The organism is Candidatus Fukatsuia anoeciicola (assembly GCF_964059965.1).
Lineage (GTDB): Bacteria > Pseudomonadota > Gammaproteobacteria > Enterobacterales > Enterobacteriaceae > Fukatsuia > Fukatsuia anoeciicola.
In genome coordinates, this window is the sequence record NZ_OZ060923.1 from 323,326 (window position 1) to 344,925 (window position 21,600).

Sequence of the window (21,600 nt, forward strand, 5' to 3'; positions counted from 1 at the left end):
ATATAAATCTATGCTAATATAAAATTATTATCTAAGATAATAAAACTATAATTAGATCTAGCTAATAGAGTTAATAAATATTATAAGTAAATTTAGATATTGTCTGATAAATTAATATTCTAAATAATACTGTAGTTATATTGTCATTATATAAAATAAAATCATATTAATCTAAGCATTACAAGATAATAATCTTAGATATTACTAATCATGCATGCAAATTAAATTTTTTATTGATTATATTTGTTAAATTTTCTAGTATTTATTTCTAATAAAAATATTAAATATATTTTTCTAGTAACCTTCTTATAATACATGCTAACTTGCTTATAAGTACAGTTAAAGCATATATTTGTATTATTTTAGTTACATAACACTCTTGCTAGAAAGCACTACATATCATTAGTAGCTCATATTTTTAACTATTATCTATCTAATAACTACAAAAACTATATTTGTTATGTTAATAGTGATAGATATATAATAGAAGTAGTTATTAGGTTAATCTTATTCATGAATAAGATATCTTAAATTTATTTAAATTAAAATTTATATTAGTTATAATATTCCTATAAATAAGCATAAATAACAATGTATTACTGATTAATTTATTATAAAAAGCATTTATAATGCTTTCATATGTATATTATTTAGCAATAAATAATTATAAAAAATAAATGAATAAGATATTTAATGTTAAATATCTTATTCTATATTACTATCTTATGTTATCATTTATCTTAGGTTCAATAGTTTTAATATATTATTAATATGTAAAGTTGCTAACAGTCTATAAATCTTAGTTTATACTAAATAAAAAATACTTTTAATTGTAGTTTAAATATTACTTATAATATCTTTGTAAGTATTTTTATATAATAAAGTTTATACAATAGTAACTACTATATCAAGTTAATTTTAAACACAATATTCTACCTATAGAATATTGTGTTTAATTGTTAACATATAACAATAATATCAAGCTTTTAATTAGCAAGAAATTAAAGTAAACTATCTTAGTTATCTTAATCAATGGTTATATTGCTTGATTATACTATTATTTTAATAAATATCTTATTACTAGAAGATTTTATCTAAGTAGTATAGAATATTCAAGAAATAATTAAACTAATACTTACGAGTTTCCATTAATATTTTTAGCAAATCGTCTCAGTATTTCTAATATTATACAAAATTTATAAAAAATTATAATTACTTGAGGTATGGTTAGATTCTTATCTTAGCAAGATTATAATAATTGAAGTAATACATCTACTGTATATTAAAATTAATCAGAACATACCTAAAATAACAATTAAATATATAAAAGAAAATCTTTACTATTGATAAATTGGAAATAAAATATAGATTACAGTAAATATGGTAAGATTATTATATTTTTAAATATCTTATAGTAAAAAATATTAAAATATATATAAATTATTAGGATTAATTAGTAGTTTTACTATACTTTATATGATTAGTTTTTAAAAAATTTATTAAAGTGCTAAAATATCTTTAATTTAAAAATAGTAGAATTTTTATTATTTCTATTCATTTAAATTAATATCTAACTTATTTTAGATAGTTATAATCTATAGAGAGTTATAGAAGAATTACTAAAATAAGGTAACAAATACGTTGTAGATAATAAACTTATAATAACATAATTTAAGTAATAAGTTTTAATATATCTATATTATGCCTAGCTATTGATATAATTAGCAAGGCTAGTTATCATTAACGAACAATTTTATTAATACTAAAATATGACAGAGAAACAAAATATTTTTCTAGTCGGGCCTATGGGTGCTGGTAAAAGTACTGTTGGGCGTCAATTAGCTCAACAACTAAATATGGATTTCTTTGACTCTGACAAAGAAATTGAACAAAGGACTGGGGCCGATGTAGGCTGGGTATTCGATGTAGAAGGCGAAGATGGCTTCCGTAATCGTGAAAAAAAAATTATTAATGAACTAACAAAAAAACAAGGTATTGTGTTAGCAACTGGAGGGGGGTCTGTAAAATTTAAAGAAACCCGTAATTATTTATCAGTTCGTGGTATAGTAATATATCTAGATATCACCATAGAAAAACAACTAACACGTACGCAACATAATAAAAAACGCCCGCTATTGCAAATGAATGAACCTGGACAAAAGGTGTTAGAAAAATTAGCAATAGAATATAAACCTTTATACGAAGAAATTGCGGATTTTACCATCCATACTGACAACCAAAGTGCAAAACTAGTGGCTAATCAAATTATTAATCTTTTAGGTAATAACTAATATTTGCATTAAGCACATTATATAGTGAAAGTTATTATTATACTTAGTAATCGTAATTGTCTTATTACTATAGATTTTTAAGTTATTTAGTAATCTAGCTATATTTATATTATTAAAATAATTTTATAATTAAATAATCTTAAAGCTAATTAGATAATTTATTTGATATAATATCTGATTACATAGTACAATCGTAATTGTATGAATATTAATAATCAAAAAACTAAAAGATTACTAAATTATTTTACGGAGACTAATATTAGTACTTAAAAATACTAATATTACAGAATTACTCTTCTAATCTAATAGTTAGTAACATAATGGCTAATTTTATTTAAAATATATAAAATAGGGCAAAAATATTAATAATTAATATTGTATACATAGTACTTCTTATAACTATTAGTTGCATATAGTTCTTTAATACAATTAGATCCTATTTCAAATCCTTCTTTAGTAATATTTAAGTATTGGTAACTTAAATTTATGCTACATATAAAATATATAATAGGCCTAATATTATAAGTATGATAATACTATATCATTAGTATGATATTTTTAATTTAATCAATTAATATGACATTTTCTTTTAAAATAATTTATCTAATTATTATAGTAGAAAGTTTAGTTTTTAACTAGATAGATTAAATAAATGATTTAGAACTAATAGATGATTTTAAAATAAATAACAGCAATTACTATCCTATATATTTGTAGAAATTTTAAACAGATTTTTTAACTTGTTATTTTGTATTAAGATATGATTTTTAGTAAACACGATATAAATTAATATATTAACTAATTAATAATATACGATCCTATCTATCTTTAGGAGAATATTTAATTAAACTATTTATTAGTGCTAATTCAGTGTTTTTGAATACTAAATATAAATCTTATATTTTAGTTGATATTAATTATAATCTTATTAAATTATATAATATTATTAAGTTATAAACAAGACACTTATTATTGCGCGCTTCTCTTACTCTATTTTAATTGCCATTATTATAATAGATTATATTATAATAATTCAAAGAATAAATTTAATGTATCTTTTGGTTATTATAAAAACCTTATTTTCTTAAATTAGAACATATTAATTTACAGAAAAGCACAATATACTACTTTTATTTACAAGCATTACCAACAAACTTTACTAAAAGTGATCTATGGTACAGCTGTATATTGTGACTTATATTATATTCTTTTATCAACAACTACTAATTTCACCTCTTATAATAATAATTATACTATAAAAGATCAAAAAAGCTAGCATGTTTAGTTTATAAACTTTTTGGCTAAAACTAGATTCCGATACTTATTTTTAATCATGATACTGAATTAATACGAATCTAGTATTATTAAGTAATCTTTTATCAGGTTAAAATTAGTCGTGTTATTAGTAACAATATTTTTGGTTATTATAAAATAAATGAGTATTTAGTACTCTATAGTTAAATAAATTTTTTAATAGCTTCTTATATTTTATTTTTAGTAAAAATAGATTATGAGCAAATAAAAATTTTGGAGAAATAAAATGAAAGAATTTTTAATTGCCCCATCTATTCTATCAGCAGATTTTGCTCGTTTAGGTGAAGATATAGCCAAGGTACTAGCTTCTGGCGCTGACGTTATTCATTTTGATGTAATGGATAACCATTATGTTCCTAATTTAACAGTTGGCTCTATAGTTTGTAAGTCTTTACGAAATTATGGGATCCTAGCTCCTATTGATGTGCATTTAATGGTTAAACCTGTTGATCACTTAGCAATAGCTTTTGCTAAAGCAGGTGCCACCTCCATTTCTTTTCATCCAGAAGCTACTAAAGATATTGCTTATACTTTAGCTCTTATAAAAAATGAGAGCTGTAAAGTTGGCTTAGTATTTAATCCTAATACAGATTTAAGTTATTTAAATAATATAAAAATAATGGATAAATTAGATATCATTTTATTGATGTCAGTTAATCCAGGATTTAGTGGTCAATCATTTATTCCGACAACACTAAATACATTATATCAGGTGCGAAAACTCATAGATAAAGGGGATTATGATATTCGATTAGGGGTGGATGGGGGTATTAATATAACAAATATTTATAAGGTAGCAAAAGCAGGGGCAGATATGTTTGTCGCAGGTTCTGCTATTTTTAAACAACCAAATTATAAAACAGTTATTGAGATGATGCGGTGTGAATTAGTAAAGGTTTTATCCCCATTTATAAAAGATACCATTTTAAGGAAAAATAAATGAATCAAATAGCACAAAAATCTATTGTATTTAGTGGTGCTCAACCTTCTGGTGTATTAACTATTGGCAATTATATAGGTGCTTTACGTCAATGGGTAAGGATGCAAGATAATTATGATTGTGTTTATTGTATTGTTGATTTACATGCTATTACTGTACATCAAGACGCTAAAGCTTTAAGTAAAAGAACATTAGATATCTTAGCCTTATATTTAGCATGTGGCATTGATCCACAAAAGAGCACTATTTTTGTGCAATCACATGTTCCTGAACATGCTCAATTAAGCTGGATATTAAATTGCTATACTTATTTTGGTGAGTTAAACCGAATGACCCAGTTTAAAGATAAATCAACAGGTTACATTAAAAATATTAATGCAGGATTATTTAGTTATCCAATACTTATGGCTGCAGATATACTACTATATCAAGCTAACCAAGTACCAGTAGGTAAAGATCAAAAACAGCATCTAGAATTAAGCAGAAATATTGCTCAACGTTTTAATGAACGATATGGTAAAATATTTACTATTCCAGAACCTCTTTTGCCTAAAAATGGAGGATCAAAAATAATGTCACTACAAGAGCCATATAAAAAAATGTCTAAATCAGATAGCAATAATAATAATATTATTAGCTTATTAGAAGATATTAATTTAGTAGAAAAAAAAATCAAGCGAGCAGTAACTGATTCTGATAAACCCACTATAATCCGTTATGATGTAAAAAAAAAAGCAGGAATATCTAATTTATTAGATATTTTATCAGGTATTAATGGGCAACCTATTTCTGAATTAGAAACACAATTTATAGGACAAAAATATATTGATCTAAAAAGAACGGTAACTACTGCGCTTATTCATGTACTTAGTAATTTACAAGAACGTTATTACAAAGAACGTAAAGACGAAAATAATTTAAAAAAAATAATGCGTGAAGGAGCAACTCAAGCACAAAAACGTGCACAGGAAACGCTTAAAAAAGTATACATGGCAATAGGTTTTATGATTCCATGATACATAACATAATAGTATTATTAAATCTTAATTACACAATAGATATCATCTAATGTAAACAACAATATAGTTTATCTTTATTTTATAGAATTAATCCTAACTATATAAAATATAGATAATTATAAAAAATGTATTTATAAATATTTACAATATACTTAAAAATAATAAGCTAGATAGAAACTCTCCTATTAAGAGGAGCACAAAAAATTTATTTTTAAATAAAAAATTTAAATTAAATAAAATATTTACGATATAAAAATTTTTAAGAAATAAGCTAAGATATAAAAATAAAAAATTACACAATAGTATTGTGTTATTTAAATATTTAATATTTTTACTAAAAATTTTTTATCCCTTTTAATTTAGAATATAAAGGACATATAATTAATAATAATATTAATATAGATTACTAATATCAATGATTAATAAATACCATATAATATGTATAAAATAAATTTTAATAAATTTTTTATTAGTTCATAAAAAATATAATAAAAATATTATTACTGATAATAATACTGGCTTAAAAAGAAAAGATTATATTTTTAATAAAACTAAAGAATATTTAATTAGTCCAATAAATAATATTAAAATAATAATTAATATTAGAAAATAATTATTTAATTCAAGTTTTATTTGAATATATATTTAAAATATATAGTAGTCTTAAGTAATATTAACTTATTTTAAATAGTAAATACTAGAATAAACTATTAATAATTAACCTATTATACTATAGATTTTTTATAATTATATATAGTACCTTAAATTTTTAAAAATTTAATAAAAGTAAATTCTTTTACTATTTTATAAAAAATAATTTTGAAATAATAACTATTTTATAAAGAAATTTTTTATCCTATAATTATATTGCTCAAGTAGCTGAATTATTATTAAATACTTAGATTATTACTGTAATTAATATAAATGTTTTAGAATTAATAAAGTAATAATGCTATATATCTATTTAGTAGTAATTTTGTTAGGTACTAAACAATGTTAATTTATTTAATTTACCACTTAAGATTTACATCTCTTATATTAAAGTATATTACTATTCATGTATAAATTATAACTTATTTTATTTAAAAAATACAAATATTAATAAAATATTAATAGATAATAATTTTAATATTATGCAGAAATAAATTATATGCATATTACGCATAAAGTTATAAAATTATAACTATGATATCTAGCTAATAAATACTAAATTTAAAAAGCTCAATAAGATATATAATTATATTATGGTAGTTTTTAACTATTAATAGTTAGTATTTATTTTACTATGAAAGAGTATTCTTTAATTAGAACTTCATATTATGTTATCAGTATGAACTTTCTATTATTTGCTCTGTTAGTTAATTTATATAATGACATAAAATGACAGGCCTTATGGCCTGCCTCTATCTTGATTATAAAAAATAATCTAAAAATTTTATAATAGATTCTAAGAAGTTAATGGCTTATCAGGGATACGAATAAAATCAATATGAATAAGTTTAGGTTTAAACGGATGACGTTGAACTTCTTGTACCTGAACTTTAATTTCTTCTTTATCGATTGCTATAACTAGTATTTTACTATAAAAATTAGGTTTTAATTCAGCATGTTTAATACTGTCATGATCGAGAGTAATAGATATAGGTTGTTTTGAATTGCCATAAATAATTGCCGAAAATTTATTTTCTGCACGTAAACGACGGTTCGCACCTTTACCTCTTGTATTGCGTATATTTGCGCTAATAATAATCATTTTTTTCTCTTAAGTAAGGAATATAACTCTGTTACAGGTAACCCTAGAATGAGCTAAATAATTTTTTATAATCAAAACTATAATTAAAACGGTAGTGTTTTAGTGAAAAATTATTTAGGCAGTAAATAAAACTATAAATTACTAAGTTATTATAGAATCTTTATATCAGTATTAAGACTTAAACTTTTTGTAGTGTCACTTACTAGATTTATTTTTCTAATTTATAATTATACTTATTTTCCTTATTTATTATAGCTATATACTATATAATCACTATATAGTATATAATCTGCTATTAATAGTAGACTTCCATGATAATTATAATTACTGTTAAAAACTAAAAAGTATTAGCTATATTAGGATAGTAATATTCAATACATAAAAATGCTTATAATTTAATTTATATATAATTTTAAAAATAGATAGTTAACATTTTATAATTACTTTTTATAAAATATTTTAGCTTAGTTTATTTATGTTCTATATAATAGATATAACGTAAAATACTAATTTCTATTAGTAAGTGTTAATTAATAGTAATATATACTGTTATTTTAATATTCATCTATATAATTCTTACTATGAATTAAGGTGTATTAGTGTTTATACTTATATTAAGGTTCTTCTTTAATACCTAATATATATAGGCAAATTTAATAAATAAATTATTTTGATATTGTGTATCAAGTTAATAACTCTCCTACTACAATTATAGTAACTTGGATTTTTTATAAGTAAAATTAGTGTAGGTAACTATTTCTTGATTTTTAATTAAACCAATTAAAAACAGTAAGTTTTTATATTAAATAATAATGTTTAGTACACAAAAATTATAGTGTCACAAGTTATCTTAAATTTTTCTTAAATAATGCTTATAAGAAAGGAAATTATAGTTTTATTCTTTTATATAAAAATAGTTAGTAAACATGTTTAGTATGCTCTTAGGCTTTACAAGAATCTAATACATTAGAATTTAAAATTTAGCAAAATATTAAAAAATTATTTTTGGCGGAGAGGGTGAGATTCGAACTCACGAACAGTTACCTATCGACGGTTTTCAAGACCGTTGCCTTCAACCACTCGGCCACCCCTCCATAATGAATAAGAAGTACTATAAACAGTGTATAGTAACTTGTAAAGTATGACTTAATTTAATTTTCTAAAAGATATTGTAATTATAATAAAAAAATGAATCAGCTAATAAGTAACCAGTATTTAATTACTAAAACCTATACAAAGAGTTAAATACTATAAAAGTTTGTGGTTTATAGATTGAATATAGATAAACAAAGCTAAATTATAATAATTAATATTTTTTATTTTAAAAATTTTTGTTGCTTAATTTAGGCAAGTAAATTATAAATGTTAGGATTTACTTTGCTATCTAGCTACTAAAATTAATCTTTTACTATTATCATGATTTATTACTAATTGCTAATTAGTAATAAATATTATCAATGACTAATATTTTATCTTTAGATTTAACACTATTATAATAAATTTATGATCTATTTATATTATATTCTAAAATATAGTTCTTATAAAGAATTTTTATATAGTAATTTACCTATATTATACTTAATAAAATGAATTTAAACTAAAATTATTTATAGAAAGTAAAATGTAATGTTAATTTTTTATTTTGTATGGTTTTATTTAAATCAAATTTAAAAATTTCTACTGAATTTAAAGACTTATAATATATTTTAGGTTATTGATATATAGTAAAGTAAGAAAAAATTAAATAGATATTACAGTAAACTTTTTAAAAATATATAGGAGTGCTAATTATTTAAAATATTATTAGAGCTTATTATTGATAACATACAAGTTTATAGCATTAAATATTTGTAAGTTTACTAAGAAATGATATCTACGATTATTTTTTCCAAGTATTATTTTAAAAATATCCTATTCATTAAATATTTATAACTAACGATAATTTTATTTGATACAGATTAATATGATAGTATTTGCATATCAACTAATAAGTTAGTTTTTGTTATAAAAAATAAAGAATTTTTCTTATATTTTATTATATTCTTTTTCGCTTACTTAAGAGTGGTAAGAATGTATCTTAGATCAAAAATATATTTAGCTAAAAGTAGAAAATCTTAGTTTTTACAAAAAAATTTTCTAGCAAAGTAAAAGATGTAATAATATTTACATATTCTACTATATAAGTTGCTAACTATAAAGTAGAATATATTTTATAAATGATATAGGATTTATATTACTTGACTAATTTTACTAAAAGTTTACTGTTTAAAACTATTTTAATAAGTAAATAATATGCCAATAACAACTGAAATTATCGCTCATTATTGGGCGTTCGCGGTATTTTGTATTGTAGCAATAGGTCTATGTAGTTTAATGTTACTGTTAGCGTTTTTTCTTGGTGGCAAAGCTCATGCCCGTGCTAAAAATATTCCCTATGAATCTGGTATAAACTCTGTTGGCTCAGCACGTATGCGGTTATCTGCTAAATTCTATTTAGTTTCTATGTTTTTTGTTATCTTCGATGTCGAAGCATTATATTTGTATGCATGGTCAATTTCTATTCGTGAAAGTGGCTGGATAGGTTTTATTGAAGCTAGTATTTTTATTTTTATATTATTAGCTGGATTAGTTTATCTGGTACGTATTGGTGCTTTAGATTGGGCACCAGAACAATCTTGTCATCGAATAAAACCAAACGCTATTAATATTATTAATAATAGATTCTCTAGAAATTAAAAGCGAGGCGTTAACATGGATTATACTCTAACACGAGCAGAACCAAATAGTAAAAACAACCGTTATCCATTACAATCTCAAAAAACCATTAGTGGTGATCCTCTTGAGCAACATGTTCATCGTAGTATCTACATGGAAAAACTAGAAAATGCGTTACATAATATAGTGAATTGGGGGCGAAAAAATTCATTATGGCCGTATAATTTTGGTCTTTCTTGTTGTTATGTTGAAATGGTAACAGCATTTACTGCTGTGCATGATATTGCGCGTTTTGGTGCTGAAGTACTGCGTGCTTCACCACGTCAAGCTGATTTTATGGTAGTAGCAGGCACTTGTTTTATTAAAATGGCACCTGTTATTCAGCGTTTGTATGATCAAATGCTTGAACCAAAATGGGTAATTTCTATGGGAGCTTGTGCTAATTCAGGTGGTATGTATGATATTTATTCAGTAGTGCAAGGTGTTGATAAATTTTTACCAGTTGATATTTATATTCCTGGGTGTCCGCCCCGACCAGAAGCTTACATAGAAGCCTTATTATTGTTACAAAAATCTATTAGTAAAGAACGTCGCCCCCTCTCTTGGGTAATAGGAGATCAAGGAATTTATCGTGCGAATATGCAGTCAGAAAAAGATCGTAAGCGGGATAAGCGTATTGCGGTAACTAATCTGTGCACACCTGATAAAATTTAGAGTTCAAAAATCATGACAGATTTACCAGAGCCCGTTGATACTCGAACATTATATCATACCTATGATCACTTAGATGATCCAATAATTAAATCTTTATCATATTTTTTTGGTTCCAAGACTTTTATTTTACAAGTAACTTGTATGGGTATGCCAGTATTGTGGATAAAACGAGAACAACTGCTTAATTTGATGTTATGGTTAAAAAAACAACCACAGCCTTACATAATGTTATTTGATTTGCATGGCGTCGATGAACGCCAACGCTCTCATCGTGAGAAACTGCCTACTGCAGATTTTTCTGTTTTTTATCATTTACTTTCTATTGAACGTAATCGTGATATAATCTTAAAAGTAGCGTTGTCTGAAGAAGATTTATGGCTTCCTAGTATTTGTGATATTTTCCCTAATGCTAATTGGTATGAACGTGAAACCTGGGAAATGTTTGGTATTACCTTTAATGGTCATCCCCATCTAACACGTATTATGATGCCACAAAATTGGCAGGGGCATCCATTACGTAAAGATTATCCAGCACGTGCCACAGAATTTGATCCCTTTATTCTAACTAAACAAAAAGAAGATTTAGAGATGGAGTCGCTGACTTTTAAGCCAGAAGTATGGGGCATGAAACTTAAGCGTAAAAACGAAGATTTTATGTTTCTCAATTTAGGACCAAATCATCCTTCTTCGCATGGTGCTTTTCGAATTATTTTACAACTAGATGGTGAAGAAATTATCGATTGTGTACCAGATATAGGGTATCATCATCGCGGTGCGGAAAAGATGGCTGAACGCCAATCTTGGCATAGTTACATCCCTTATACTGATCGTATTGAATATTTAGGTGGTTGCATTAATGAAATGCCTTATATTCTAGCGGTGGAAAAACTAGCTGGTATTGTGGTGCCAGACCGGGTAAATACTATTCGTGTAATGCTATCAGAACTTTTTCGTATTAATAGTCATCTATTATATATAAGTACTTTTATTCAAGATGTCGGAGCTATGAGCCCGGTATTTTTTGCTTTTACTGATCGACAAAAAATTTATAATCTAGTTGAAGCAATTACTGGTTTTCGTATGCATCCAGCTTGGTTTCGTATTGGTGGTGTAATGCATGATTTACCACAAGGCTGGGAGAATTTATTACACGACTTTCTTAACTGGATGCCAAAACGCCTTGATTCTTATGTTAAAATTGCGCTGAAAAACAGTATTCTAAAGGGGCGCTCTATTGGTGTGGCTACCTATAATGCTGAAGAAGCTTTAGCATGGGGAGTAACGGGTGCCGGTTTACGTGCTACTGGCATTAAATTTGATGTACGTAAATGGCGCCCCTATTCTGGTTATGAAAACTTTGATTTTGATATTCCTGTAGGTGATGGAAATAGCGATTGCTATACTCGGGTAGTGCTTAAAGTTGAAGAAATCCGTCAGAGTTTACGTATTTTACAACAATGCTATAAAAATATGCCAGAAGGTCCGTTTAAAGCAGATCATCCATTAACAACGCCGCCACCTAAAGAACGTACTCTACAACATATTGAAACGCTTATTACTCATTTTTTACAAGTTTCCTGGGGACCAATTATGCCTCATAATGAATCATTTCAAATGGTTGAAGCAACCAAGGGAATTAATAGTTACTATTTAATTAGTGATGGCAGTACTATGAGTTATCGTACACGAATACGCACTCCAAGTTTTGCTCATTTACAGCAGATTCCATCGGTAATTCGTGGCAGCCTAGTTTCTGATTTAATTGTCTATTTAGGTAGCATTGATTTTGTTATGTCTGATGTGGATCGTTAGTTATGAATAATCAAAAAGAGAAACAGCATCATAAAAATCTACTTAATACAGTTTCTCTTGCTACTAAATCTGTTTTTATACTTAGTAACGAGGAATATGCTGCTATTGAGCAAGAAAAATATTATTATGAAAACGCATGTGCAGCATCAATTGAAGCATTAAAAATTGTGCAAAAGAAACGAGGTTGGGTATCAGATGATGCTATCTATGCTATTGCTGATATATTAGATATTCCAGTTAGTGATGTTGAAGGTGTTGCTACTTTTTATAGTCAGATTTTTCGTCAACCTGTTGGTCGTCATGTAATTCGTTATTGTGATAGTGTAGTTTGTTTTATTAATGGTTATCAAGGGCTACAATTAGCAATTGAAAAAAAACTTAGCATTAAACCTGGTCAAACTACAGTTGATGGTTGTTTTACTCTATTACCTACTTGTTGTTTAGGTAATTGTGATAAAGGACCAACAATAATGATTGATGAAGACACATATAGTTATCTAAAACCTGAAGATATTGAACAGTTATTGGAGCGATATCTATGAATTATCATATAACTGCGGCTACTCACCCATTAACATGGCGTTTACGTGATGACAAACAACCGCTATGGCTAAATGAATACCGTAATAAAAATGGTTATCAAGGTGCAAAGATTGCATTAACTAGTATGACACCATCAGATGTAGTTAACTTAGTTAAAAATACAGGCCTAAAAGGCCGTGGTGGCGCAGGGTTTTCTACTGGTTTAAAATGGAGTTTAATGCCAAAAGATGAGAATATTAGTATCCGTTATTTATTATGTAACGCTGATGAAATGGAGCCTGGTACTTACAAAGATCGTCTATTAATGGAGTGTTTACCTCATTTATTAATAGAAGGTATGTTAATTAGTGCATTTGCACTCAAAGCTTACCGTGGTTATATCTTCTTACGCGGTGAATACATTAATGCAACAGCATATTTACGTCAGGCAATTAACGAAGCTATAGAAGAAGGGTTATTAGGTAAAAACATCATGGGTAGTGGTTTTAATTTTGAGCTATTTATTCATACTGGTGCTGGACGTTATATTTGCGGTGAAGAAACAGCACTAATTAATTCGTTAGAAGGCCGTCGTGCTAATCCACGTTCTAAACCACCATTTCCAGCATTATCAGGCCTATGGGGTAAACCGACTTGTGTTAATAATGTAGAAACGTTATGTAACATTCCAGCTATTCTTGAGCATGGGGCTGATTGGTATCGAAAAATTACAGCAGGTAAAAGTAATGATACAGGTACTAAGTTAATGGGATTTTCTGGTCGAGTAAAAAATCCTGGGGTATGGGAGTTTCCTTTTGGTATTTCAGCAAGGGAAATTCTGGAAGATTATGCTGGAGGGATGCGTGATGGATTAAAATGTAAAGCATGGCAACCAGGAGGAGCAAGTACCGATTTTTTAATAGCAGAACACCTTGATTTACCAATGGATTTTGAACATATTAGAAAAGCTGGTAGCCGTTTAGGTACAGCATTAGCAATGGTAGTTGACCATGAAATCAGTATGGTTTCTCTGACTCGTAATTTAGAAGAATTTTTTGCTCGTGAATCCTGTGGTTGGTGCACTCCTTGTCGTGATGGTTTACCGTGGAGTGTAAAAATTCTACAAGCCTTAGAACGCGGTGAGGGACAACCTGGTGATATTGAAATATTAGAACAGTTATGTCGTTTATTAGGACCAGGCAAAACTTTTTGTGCTCATGCGCCTGGCGCAGTTGAGCCATTACAAAGTGCAATTAAATATTTTCGCTCTGAATTCACTGCTGGCATAGCAAATAAAGATTATAATTATCCTAATATCATTAATAAAAACAATACTTGTTTTAATAATCTAGTATCTATTAAAGGTATTCAAGATAATAATTTATTAAATATCCGCTGGCAGAAAAATAGCTTCTTAAAAGAGGAGTAGTATAAAGTTAAGGTAGATAAAATATAGTAATAACTACATACATAATAATATATAAGAATTATAAGTATTAAATAATCTATAATTTATACCACAATAAGTTTTGTAAGAAGTCTAACAGCCAACTTGGAAACATGCTTATGGCGACGATACATGTAGATGGCAAAAAATATAATGTTAATGGGGCTAATAACCTATTACAAGCTTGTCTTTCCCTTGGGCTAGATATTCCTTACTTTTGCTGGCATCCAGTACTAGGAAGTGTAGGCTCTTGTCGTCAATGTGCAGTGAAACAATATAAAAACGCAGATGATACCTGTGGCCACTTGATTATGTCCTGTATGACACCAGCTATCCATGGTAGCTTTATTTCTATCAATGATAACGAAGCTAAAGAGTTTCGTTCTAATGTAATGGAATGGTTAATGATTAACCATCCACATGATTGCCCGGTATGTGAAGAAGGTGGAAATTGTCATTTACAAGATATGATGGTGATGACTAGAAATAATATTAGACGATATCGTTTTACTAAACGAACACATGAAAATCAGCAACTTGGTCCTTTTATTTCTCATGAAATGAATCGCTGTATTACTTGTTATCGTTGTGTACGTTATTATAGAGATTATACGGATGGTACTGATTTTGGCGTTTATGGTATACATGATAATATTTATTTTGGTCGACCTAAAAACGGTATATTAGAGAGCGAATTTTCTGGTAATTTAGTAGAAGTCTGTCCAACAGGTGTTTTTACTGATAAAACTCATTCCGAACGTTATAACCGTAAATGGGATATGCAATTTGCACCAAGCATCTGCTTGCAATGTAGTGTTGGTTGCAATATTAGTCCCGGTGAACGTTATGGCGAATTACGTCGTATTGAAAATCGTTATAATGGCAACGTTAATCATTATTTTATTTGTGATCTTGGTCGTTTTGGTTATGGTTATGTTAATTTTAAAAATAGACCACGTCAACCACAGCAACGACTTACTCATACTTGGATTACTCTAGATGCCGAGTGTGCGATACAAGCTGCAGCTAATATGATGCACCAAACAAAAAAAACTATAGGCATAGGTTCAGCACGAGCAAGTTTAGAAAGTAATTTTGCGTTACGCAAATTGGTTGGTATTGAAAATTTCTATACTGGTATAGCAGATGGTGAGCAGAGTCGTTTGCAATTAATGTTAACAATATTACGTGAAGCAGGAATCCATACACCAGCATTACGTGAAATGGAAAGTTATGATGCAGTACTAGTATTAGGAGAAGATCTAACACAAACAGCAGCACGTATTGCTTTAGCAGTTCGTCAAGCAGTTAAAGGTAAAGCATATGCAATGGCTGCGGCACAAAAAGTTGCAGATTGGCAAATTTCTGCAGTATTAAATATTGGGCAACATGCTAAATATCCTTTATTTATTACTAATGTTGATAATACTCGCCTAGATGACATTGCTGCTTGGAGTTATTATGCGCCTGTGGATGAACAAGCACGTTTAGGTTTTGCTATTGCGCACGGATTAGATGCCTCAGCTCCTGCGGTTAGCGATTTAGCTGATAGCTTACAAGTTAAAGTTGATATTATTGTGCAAGCATTAGCTAGTGCAAAAAAACCATTAATTATTAGTGGCAGTAGTTCAGGTAGTAAGGCAATCATTGCTGCGGCTGCTAATATTGCCAAAGCATTACAAAGTCAAGATATTAATGTTGGTATTAGTTTTGTTTCCACTTCAGCAAATAGCTTTGGATTAATGATGATAGGTGGTGGTTCATTAGATCAAGCTTTAGAACAATTAACAAATGGTACTGCAGATAGTGTTATTTTATTAGAAAATGATCTGTATCGTCATGCTGTTGCTAATAAAATAGATAAGGCATTAAAATCAGCAAAAAATATATTAATATTAGATCATCAATATACCGCTATCATGGATCAAGCTAATTTAATCTTGCCTGCGGCAAGTTTTGCTGAAAGTGATGGTACTATAGTTAATCAAGAAGGCCGTGCACAACGTTTTTTCCGGGTTTATGATCCAGCTTATTATGATACACCAGATAAAAAAACACTTATGCAAGCAAGCTGGCGTTGGCTTTATGCGCTAATATCAGTTTATCACCATCACCCAATTAATTGGACGCAACTTGATGATGTTATTCAAGATTGTATTACTACTTTGCCACAGTTACAAGGTATTGTTAATGCAGCGCCAGATGCAACTTTTCGCATTTATGGTCAAAAATTAGCTCGTTCTCCACATCGCTATAGTGGTCGTACTGCAATACGTGCTAATATTAGTGTACATGAACCACGTCAACCACAGGATATTGATACGTCTTTTGCTTTTTCTATGGAAGGGAATAGTGGACCATTAGCTAACTATCAACAAATTCCCTTTGTTTGGGCACCAGGTTGGAATTCTCCTCAAGCATGGAATAAATTTCAAGTAGAAGTGGGGGGTGCTTTACTTTCTGGTGATCCTGGTATCCGTTTAATTGAAGCTAGCATAGGAAATTTAGCTTACTTTGATCAAGTACCGATTGCTTTTCATCCTGCATCTAATAGTTGGGTTGTTGCTCCATATTATCACTTATTTGGTAGTGAAGAGACATCACAATGTGTCGATGTTATTCAACAGAGAATGCCTGATCCTTATTTGATAATTCATCCTAAAGATGCCGAACAACTTGGGCTAACTGTAGGTACTCTTCTTGAGTTTAATTGTACTGGTCAAAAATTACGGTTACCGCTACGTTGTAGTAAAAATTTAGCTCAAGGGCAGGTTGGTTTACCATTAGGTTTACCAGGCATTTCGCCTATTTTGCTTGGTGAACTTGTTAAGGATTTACGAAAGGCAATTATATGATGAACTGGTTTACTCCTGATTTTAATATTATTTTAATTTCAATCTTAAAAGCATTAATTACATTATTGGTAGTTATAATTTATAGTATTTTTATGAGCTTTATTGAGCGTCGCTTACTAGGTTTATTTCAAAATCGTTATGGACCTAACCGTGTTGGTTGGGGGGGATCATTACAGCTAGTTGCTGATATGATTAAAATTTTTTTTAAAGAAGATTGGGTACCAAATTTTTCTGATCGTATTATTTTTATTTTAGCACCAATGATTGCTTTTACTTCGTTATTATTAGTTTTTGCTATTATCCCAATTAGTCCAAGTTGGGTAGTGGCAGATTTAAATGTTGGTATTTTATTTTTCTTAATGATGGCAGGTTTAGCAGTTTATGCCGTTCTTTTTGCTGGCTGGGCAAGTAATAATAAATATTCTCTATTAGGTGCAATGCGTGCTTGCGCACAAACTCTAAGTTATGAAGTATTTATTGGTTTATCATTAATGGGTGTAGTTGCACAAACTGGTTCTTTTAATATGCAAGATATTGTTAATCATCAACAATATATTTGGAATATAATCCCACAATTTTTTGGTTTTATTACTTTTGCCATTGCAGGAGTAGCAGTCTGTCATCGTCATCCATTTGATCAACCAGAAGCAGAGCAAGAATTAGCAGATGGTTATCATATTGAATATTCAGGTATGAAATTTGGTTTATTTTTTGTTGGTGAATATATTGCTATCATTACTGTCTCTGCATTAATTGTAACCTTATTCTTTGGTGGTTGGCAGGGATCGTTTTTACCCCCATTTATTTGGTTTGCACTAAAAACAATTTTTTTTATGATTATGTTTATTCTAATCCGTGCTGCACTACCACGTCCACGTTATGATCAAGTAATGTCGTTCGGCTGGAAAGTATGTTTACCATTGACCCTGCTAAATCTACTAGTAACCACTGTAGTTGTTTTATATAACTCTCAATAAAAGAGGGCAATAGCTATGACATTTAAAGAGTTAGTTGTAGGTTTTGGTACCCAAGTACGTAGTCTATGGATGATTGCTTTGCATATTTTTCATAAGCGTGAGACACAAATGTACCCTGAAGAACAGGTTTATTTGCCACCGCGTTACCGAGGACGTATTGTACTAACGCGTGACCCTAATGGAGAAGAACGTTGTGTTGCCTGTAATTTATGTGCAGTAGCATGTCCTGTAGATTGTATCTCACTACAAAAAGCTAAAAAACAGGATGGTCGTTGGTATCCTGAATTTTTCCGTATTAATTTTTCTCGTTGTATTTTTTGTGGTTTATGCGAAGAAGCTTGTCCAACTACAGCTATTCAATTAACACCAGATTTTGAAATGAGTGAGTTTAAGAGACAAGATTTAGTCTACGAAAAAAAAGATTTATTAATTTCAGGTCCTGGTAAATATCCACAATACAATTTCTACCACATGACAGGTATGTCAATCCAGGGTAAGCAAAAAGGTGAAGCTAAAAATGAAGCGAAGCCAATTGATGTTAAAAGTCTAATGCCTTAAGGAAATATTTTTATGGAATTTATATTTTATAGTGCAGCAGTAATTGCAGTTTTAGCAACACTAAAAGTAATTTCTCATAATGATCCAGTACATGCTTTATTATACTTAATTGTCTCTTTATTAGCAATTGCTGCGATATTTTTTTCACTTGGTGCCTACTTTGTTGGTGCACTAGAAATAATTGTGTATGCCGGTGCTATTATGGTGCTCTTTGTATTTGTAGTAATGATGTTAAATCTAGGTAATATTGTACAACAACAAGAAAGTGCTTGGTTAAAACCTAATTTATGGATTGGTCCTAGTTTACTATCATTAACCTTACTAATTATACTAATTATTTCTTTTCATAGTATCTCGGATTATGAAATAGGTAGTGCTATAGTAGATATTAAACAAGTAGGTATCAGTTTATTTACTTCTTACATATTAGCGGTAGAGTTAGCTTCAATATTACTACTAACTGGTCTGGTAGTAGCATTTCATTTTGGTCGTGAAGAGGCCTCTCAATGATTCCATTACAGCATAGTTTAATTTTAGCGACAATACTATTTATACTTGGACTAACTGGGTTATTAATACGCCGTAATTTATTATTTATATTAATTAGCCTAGAAATAATGATCAATGGAGCGGCACTTATTTTTGTGGCTGCTGGTAGTTATTGGTGTCAACCAGATGGTCAGATTATGTATATTTTTGCAATCAGTTTAGCGGCGGTCGAGGCTAGTATCGGCTTAGCATTATTACTACAATTTTACCGTTGTCGACATACTTTAAATATTGATATCCTCAGTGAGATGCGTGGATGAATCTATTATTTTTAACTATTCTTTTACCATTGCTAGGTTTCCTGTTACTAGCTTTCTCTGCTGGGCGTTACCTAGAAAATATATCAGCCTTTATAGGTGTAGGATCAATAGGTTTAACCACATTAGTTACTTTTTATATTGCAATTAATTTTCTTAGTCAACAGGCAGTAGGAATTCAAGTATTTAACCAAACGTTATGGCATTGGATTATAGTAGATAATTTTAGTATCCCATTAACTTTAAGACTAGATAATTTATCTCTAATTCTGTTATCTGTAGTAATTGGTGTTGGGTTTTTTATTCATTTATATGCCTCTTGGTATATGCGTACTAAAGAAGGATATTCACGTTTTTTTGCTTATACCAACTTATTTATTGCTAGTATGGTAGTATTAGTATTAGCAGATAATCTGCTAATACTATATTTAGGCTGGGAAGGTGTTGGACTATGTAGTTACTTACTAATTGGTTTTTATTATAGTAACCCTATTAGCGGATCTGCAGCAATAAAAGCTTTTATTGTTACTCGTATTGGTGATGTATTTTTAGCTTTTGCTTTATTTATTCTCTACAAAGAATTAGGAACGCTAAATATTCATGAATTAATAATATTAGCACCGCAAAAACTAGCAATAGGTTCAAACGTCATAACCTGGGCAACACTTATGCTTCTTGGTGGTGCAGTAGGTAAATCTGCGCAATTACCATTACAAACTTGGTTAGCAGATGCAATGGCTGGTCCTACGCCTGTTTCTGCACTTATTCATGCTGCAACTATGGTGACCGCTGGAGTTTATTTGATTGCTCGTACCTATAGTTTATTTTTGATGGCACCAGAAGTATTATACCTTGTAGGTATCATTGGAGCTGTTACTTTACTGTTAGCTGGTTTTGCAGCATTAGTGCAAACTAATATTAAACATGTACTAGCTTACTCTACGATGAGTCAAATTGGTTATATGTTTCTTGCATTAGGGGTACAAGCATGGCATGCAGCAATTTTTCATCTAATGATCCATGCATTTTTTAAAGCATTGTTATTCTTAGCTTCTGGTTCAGTTATAATTACATGTCATCATCAACAAAATATTTTTAAAATGGGTGGATTACTTAAAATTATTCCACTGGTATATATTTGTTTTTTAGTTGGAGGAGCAAGCTTAGCAGCATTACCTATTATTACTGCAGGATTTTATAGTAAAGATGAAATTCTCTGGGGTGTATTAGCTAGTGGTCATATTAACTTATTAATTGTAGGTCTAATCGGTACATTTCTTACAGCACTTTATACTTTTAGGATGATTTTTATTGTTTTTCATGGTAAAGCTGCTTTTAATGTATCAAAATATATACAGCCTGTACAAGGAATAAGCCATAGTTTACCATTACTAGTCTTACTTGTATTATCTACTTTTATCGGTGCATTAATTAAACTGCCACTTACAAGTGTATTGCCTGAAAACTACATTGCTAAAAGTGATAAAATAGCACTAGAAGTTTTTTCTAGTGTACTAGTTATTAGTGGTATTGCTCTAGCATCACTATTATATTTAGGTAAACGGCAAATAGTTAGTAATATCGCACAAAGTGTATCAAGAAAATTTATGATTTTTTGTTGGTTCTATGCCTGGAGTTTTGATTGGTTATATAATAAGTTATTTGTGCAGCCTTATCTATGGATTGCAAAAATTTTACAAAGAGATCCGCTTGATTTATTTATGAATTTTTTTGCGTCATTTGCTTATTTAGCTAATTATGCTTTATCTTTTAGTGAAAATGGCAAAATACGTTGGTATCTAGCATCAATGGGTTTAGGGGCAGTCATTGTATTACTAATACTGCTGTTTATTTAACAGACCTCTAGTAATCTATAT

17 protein-coding genes and 1 tRNA gene are annotated in these 21,600 nt (G+C 28.8%); 16 read left to right on the forward strand and 2 right to left on the reverse strand.

The window, feature by feature from the left end; translation table 11 throughout:
* The first annotated feature begins 1,769 nt into the window (after positions 1 to 1,769).
* The 5 genes from aroK (at position 1,770) to trpS (ending at position 5,561) form a co-directional block, all read left to right on the forward strand.
* Positions 1,770 to 2,291 carry a shikimate kinase AroK gene (aroK, locus tag AB4W73_RS01110; RefSeq protein ID WP_367680610.1) on the forward strand — a complete coding sequence of 174 codons (522 nt, stop codon included), beginning with the start codon at positions 1,770 to 1,772 and terminating at the stop codon, positions 2,289 to 2,291.
* Between the two features lie 810 nt (positions 2,292 to 3,101).
* Positions 3,102 to 3,248, forward strand: coding sequence for a DNA adenine methylase (locus AB4W73_RS01115; protein WP_367680738.1), 147 nt, complete (start codon positions 3,102 to 3,104; stop codon positions 3,246 to 3,248).
* Positions 3,249 to 3,423: 175 nt separating this feature from the next.
* Positions 3,424 to 3,567, forward strand: a complete 144-nt coding sequence (locus AB4W73_RS01120) for a hypothetical protein (RefSeq protein WP_367680739.1) — start codon at positions 3,424 to 3,426, stop codon at positions 3,565 to 3,567.
* 264 nt (positions 3,568 to 3,831) lie between these two features.
* Positions 3,832 to 4,548: a ribulose-phosphate 3-epimerase gene (gene rpe / locus AB4W73_RS01125; protein ID WP_367680611.1), complete on the forward strand. Its 717-nt coding sequence runs from the start codon at positions 3,832 to 3,834 to the stop codon at positions 4,546 to 4,548.
* Positions 4,545 to 5,561: a tryptophan--tRNA ligase gene (trpS, locus tag AB4W73_RS01130; RefSeq protein WP_367680612.1), complete on the forward strand. Its 1,017-nt coding sequence runs from the start codon at positions 4,545 to 4,547 to the stop codon at positions 5,559 to 5,561. Before rpe ends, trpS begins: the two co-directional genes overlap by 4 nt.
* 1,450 nt (positions 5,562 to 7,011) lie before the next feature.
* Here trpS and rplY read toward each other — a convergent pair.
* Together rplY and AB4W73_RS01140 are read right to left on the reverse strand one after the other, a co-directional pair.
* Positions 7,012 to 7,317: a 50S ribosomal protein L25 gene (gene rplY, locus AB4W73_RS01135; RefSeq protein WP_367680613.1), complete on the reverse strand. Its 306-nt coding sequence runs from the start codon at positions 7,315 to 7,317 to the stop codon at positions 7,012 to 7,014.
* A 1,006-nt stretch (positions 7,318 to 8,323) separates the two neighbouring features.
* Positions 8,324 to 8,411 (reverse strand) — tRNA-Ser (locus AB4W73_RS01140).
* A 1,198-nt stretch (positions 8,412 to 9,609) separates the two neighbouring features.
* On the opposite strand from AB4W73_RS01140, the gene AB4W73_RS01145 reads away from it, so the two are divergent.
* From AB4W73_RS01145 to nuoL, 11 genes are all read left to right on the forward strand, one after another.
* Positions 9,610 to 10,053, forward strand: a complete 444-nt coding sequence (locus tag AB4W73_RS01145) for an NADH-quinone oxidoreductase subunit A (protein ID WP_367680614.1) — start codon at positions 9,610 to 9,612, stop codon at positions 10,051 to 10,053.
* A gap of 15 nt (positions 10,054 to 10,068) precedes the next feature.
* Entirely contained in the window at positions 10,069 to 10,746 is a 678-nt protein-coding gene (locus tag AB4W73_RS01150) for an NADH-quinone oxidoreductase subunit B family protein (RefSeq protein ID WP_367680615.1), read from the forward strand.
* Between the two features lie 12 nt (positions 10,747 to 10,758).
* Complete coding sequence (gene nuoC, locus AB4W73_RS01155) at positions 10,759 to 12,558, forward strand: NADH-quinone oxidoreductase subunit C/D (protein WP_367680616.1); 1,800 nt, start codon at positions 10,759 to 10,761, stop codon at positions 12,556 to 12,558.
* 2 nt (positions 12,559 to 12,560) lie between these two features.
* Complete coding sequence (gene nuoE / locus AB4W73_RS01160; RefSeq protein ID WP_367680617.1) at positions 12,561 to 13,100, forward strand: NADH-quinone oxidoreductase subunit NuoE; 540 nt, start codon at positions 12,561 to 12,563, stop codon at positions 13,098 to 13,100.
* Positions 13,097 to 14,509, forward strand: a complete 1,413-nt coding sequence (gene nuoF, locus AB4W73_RS01165; protein WP_367680618.1) for an NADH-quinone oxidoreductase subunit NuoF — start codon at positions 13,097 to 13,099, stop codon at positions 14,507 to 14,509. Before nuoE ends, nuoF begins: the two co-directional genes overlap by 4 nt.
* Positions 14,510 to 14,646: 137 nt before the next feature.
* On the forward strand, positions 14,647 to 17,382 hold the full coding sequence (gene nuoG, locus AB4W73_RS01170) for an NADH-quinone oxidoreductase subunit NuoG (protein ID WP_367680619.1): 2,736 nt from the start codon (positions 14,647 to 14,649) through the stop codon (positions 17,380 to 17,382).
* Positions 17,382 to 18,359: an NADH-quinone oxidoreductase subunit NuoH gene (gene nuoH, locus AB4W73_RS01175; RefSeq protein ID WP_367680740.1), complete on the forward strand. Its 978-nt coding sequence runs from the start codon at positions 17,382 to 17,384 to the stop codon at positions 18,357 to 18,359. The genes nuoG and nuoH overlap by 1 nt, the downstream gene beginning before the upstream one ends.
* A 15-nt stretch (positions 18,360 to 18,374) precedes the next feature.
* Entirely contained in the window at positions 18,375 to 18,917 is a 543-nt protein-coding gene (gene nuoI, locus AB4W73_RS01180) for an NADH-quinone oxidoreductase subunit NuoI (protein WP_367680620.1), read from the forward strand.
* A gap of 12 nt (positions 18,918 to 18,929) precedes the next feature.
* Complete coding sequence (gene nuoJ, locus AB4W73_RS01185) at positions 18,930 to 19,427, forward strand: NADH-quinone oxidoreductase subunit J (RefSeq protein ID WP_367680621.1); 498 nt, start codon at positions 18,930 to 18,932, stop codon at positions 19,425 to 19,427.
* The gene (gene nuoK / locus AB4W73_RS01190; protein ID WP_367680622.1) at positions 19,424 to 19,726 is read left to right on the forward strand and encodes an NADH-quinone oxidoreductase subunit NuoK; all 303 of its coding nucleotides are present in this window, start codon (positions 19,424 to 19,426) and stop codon (positions 19,724 to 19,726) included. The genes nuoJ and nuoK overlap by 4 nt, the downstream gene beginning before the upstream one ends.
* Positions 19,723 to 21,579, forward strand: a complete 1,857-nt coding sequence (gene nuoL, locus AB4W73_RS01195; protein WP_367680623.1) for an NADH-quinone oxidoreductase subunit L — start codon at positions 19,723 to 19,725, stop codon at positions 21,577 to 21,579. The genes nuoK and nuoL overlap by 4 nt, the downstream gene beginning before the upstream one ends.
* Positions 21,580 to 21,600: the final 21 nt, after the last annotated feature.

Bases quoted from the DNA above. Each gene is read 5' to 3' on its own strand.
- rplY (WP_367680613.1), bottom strand. From the start codon at position 7,317: ATGATTATTATTAGCGCAAATATACGCAATACAAGAGGTAAAGGTGCG.
- nuoE (WP_367680617.1), top strand. From the start codon at position 12,561: ATGAATAATCAAAAAGAGAAACAGCATCATAAAAATCTACTTAATACA.
- nuoL (WP_367680623.1), top strand. From the start codon at position 19,723: ATGAATCTATTATTTTTAACTATTCTTTTACCATTGCTAGGTTTCCTG.
- nuoC (WP_367680616.1), top strand. From the start codon at position 10,759: ATGACAGATTTACCAGAGCCCGTTGATACTCGAACATTATATCATACC.
- aroK (WP_367680610.1), top strand. From the start codon at position 1,770: ATGACAGAGAAACAAAATATTTTTCTAGTCGGGCCTATGGGTGCTGGT.
- nuoI (WP_367680620.1), top strand. From the start codon at position 18,375: ATGACATTTAAAGAGTTAGTTGTAGGTTTTGGTACCCAAGTACGTAGT.
- rpe (WP_367680611.1), top strand. From the start codon at position 3,832: ATGAAAGAATTTTTAATTGCCCCATCTATTCTATCAGCAGATTTTGCT.
- AB4W73_RS01150 (WP_367680615.1), top strand. From the start codon at position 10,069: ATGGATTATACTCTAACACGAGCAGAACCAAATAGTAAAAACAACCGT.
- trpS (WP_367680612.1), top strand. From the start codon at position 4,545: ATGAATCAAATAGCACAAAAATCTATTGTATTTAGTGGTGCTCAACCT.
- nuoK (WP_367680622.1), top strand. From the start codon at position 19,424: ATGATTCCATTACAGCATAGTTTAATTTTAGCGACAATACTATTTATA.
- nuoJ (WP_367680621.1), top strand. From the start codon at position 18,930: ATGGAATTTATATTTTATAGTGCAGCAGTAATTGCAGTTTTAGCAACA.
- nuoG (WP_367680619.1), top strand. From the start codon at position 14,647: ATGGCGACGATACATGTAGATGGCAAAAAATATAATGTTAATGGGGCT.
- nuoH (WP_367680740.1), top strand. From the start codon at position 17,382: ATGAACTGGTTTACTCCTGATTTTAATATTATTTTAATTTCAATCTTA.
- nuoF (WP_367680618.1), top strand. From the start codon at position 13,097: ATGAATTATCATATAACTGCGGCTACTCACCCATTAACATGGCGTTTA.
- AB4W73_RS01145 (WP_367680614.1), top strand. From the start codon at position 9,610: ATGCCAATAACAACTGAAATTATCGCTCATTATTGGGCGTTCGCGGTA.